The sequence below is a fragment of the Streptomyces sp. NPDC057543 genome (assembly GCF_042801895.1).
Lineage (GTDB): Bacteria > Actinomycetota > Actinomycetes > Streptomycetales > Streptomycetaceae > Streptomyces.
Genome location: NZ_JBHVFF010000561.1, coordinates 1 through 1,815 on the forward strand (window position 1 = coordinate 1; position 1,815 = coordinate 1,815).

2 pseudogenes are annotated in these 1,815 nt (G+C 67.4%); both read right to left on the bottom strand.

The annotated features are described in order from the left end of the window. Positions 1-851 (bottom strand): annotated as a pseudogene (locus ACFU8Q_RS41280) (hypothetical protein); the annotation flags it as partial. Continuing rightward, a pseudogene (locus tag ACFU8Q_RS41285) lies at positions 844-1,712 on the bottom strand (IS630 family transposase); the annotation flags it as partial. The pseudogenes ACFU8Q_RS41280 and ACFU8Q_RS41285, both read right to left, overlap by 8 nt. Between the last annotated feature and the right edge of the window lie 103 nt (positions 1,713-1,815).

The following is a 1,815-nucleotide window of genomic DNA, read 5'->3' on the forward strand; positions in this document are numbered from 1 at the left end:
GCCAGGACGTCGGCGAGCGAGAGACCGGCGGGCTGCTGCCCCTGGTCTTCGGCGTTGTCGGCCGGTTCCTTCTCCGAGGTCAGGTGGTCGGCTGTTCCCAGACCCGCATCACCGGACTGGAGTGCTTGTGTGACGGGGCCATCTGCAGGAGCGGACTCCTCGTCGTCGTTGAGCGCTTCCTCTTCGGCGGCGTATTCAGCGGGCAGACCGTCCTCGCCCGAGGCCTCATCGTCTTCGTCTTCGTCAGGGTCGGCCCGGACCCAGTCGGGTGCCGGAACATCGGCGTCGCTGGCGGCAAGGGTGAGCAGCTCGATGGCGTCCGTGAAGTGCTCGTCGCTCAGGCCCTGAAGATGGATGGGCAGGTTCGAGCCGGGAAGCACGATGGTCTCGCCGGGGCTCTGGCAGGTCAGCGTCCAGGCGTCGGCCGCGCTGTCGGCGGAGGCGGTACCGGTGGTGATGACCGCGGCCGCCGTGTGGGGCTGCTTGGTGAGAGCGTCGAAGAGACGGTCGGTGTCGGCTCCGTCGGGCAGGTTCTGGGCGAGGACGATGTGCGGGGTCCAGGCCCCTTGGGCGTCGTCGGACAGCCGGGCGGCCCGCAGCGAGTCGGTGCCGATGCTGGCGAGGGTGCGGCGCTGGTCGGCGGTGTGAGCTTCCACGTCGGCGGCGGCGTCGGCCAGGTTTTCGGTCCGGGCGACGCGTTCGGGGGCGGCCTCTTCGAGGCCGGGCGCCACGTCTGCCAGGGCGGCGACTTCAAGGTGTCCCGGCAGTGGGGTGGTGGCGAGTTCGACGGCAATGGCCTGCAGAACGTGCCGTGCGAAGTCGTCGTCACCGGCTAGTGCCGCATCAGGCAACGTTTGCCCTGTCGACGACGGCTTGTAGGTGCTGGTCGTCGGCATGGCGGTTTCGCCAGATGATGTAGCGGCGGATCATGCTGCCCTGTTCTTTGTGGTCGGCGTGGTCTGTGCCGTCGAGAGTGAAGTAGCGCAGGGCTGTGAACTGGGCCTCGATGCGGTTGATCCAGGAGCTGTTGGTCGGTGTGTAGGCGATCTCGACGTTGTTCGCGGCAGCCCAGATGCCGACCCGTTGACACCTTTTCGTGGTCAGGTGCGGGGAGAAGTTGTCGGCCACGATCGCGATCCTGACGTCGGCCGGGTAGAGGCTGCGCAGGTAGCGGCAGAACTCCAGGAACTGGGTGCGCCGCTTGACCGGTTTGATGTGGCCGTAGAGCTTGTCCTTGGAAAGATCCAGAGCGGCGAACAGGTGCCGCACCCGCCGTAACGGTTGTAGGTCGCTCGCCGCCGTCGGCGCGGTTCGCGATCTGGGTCCTTGTGTTTGCCGCCGCGCTCGGCCCATTGCCGGCCCGGGTGGGGCATGAGGTTGAGCGGGCCGAACTCGTCCAGGCAGAAGATGACTTCGGGTTCGCCGTCCTCGGGTATGACCTCGCCGTCGGCGATCGCGTAGAGGTGCTCGACGCGCGCTTTCTTGGCCGCGTAGTCCGGATCGCGGGAGGTCTTCCAGGTCTTCAGGCGTTGAAAGGAGACGCCTTCCTCGCGGAGCAGGATGCGCAGGCCCTCGTGGCTGATGTCGTCGACCACCCCCTCTGCTACCAGGAAGTCCGCCAGCTTGGACAGGCTCCAGGTTGAGAACGGCAGGTCGTGCTCGGTGGGTTTGGACTTCGCGATCTTCTTGATCTCACGGCGCTCCGGCAGCGTTCAGCCGCGCGGCGTATGACGCGGCCGGTGGCCCGGTCGAGATGGGTCAGGCGGGCCAGGCCGAAGCGGGTCAGCACGCGGTGCACGGTGGAGGGCACCAGTC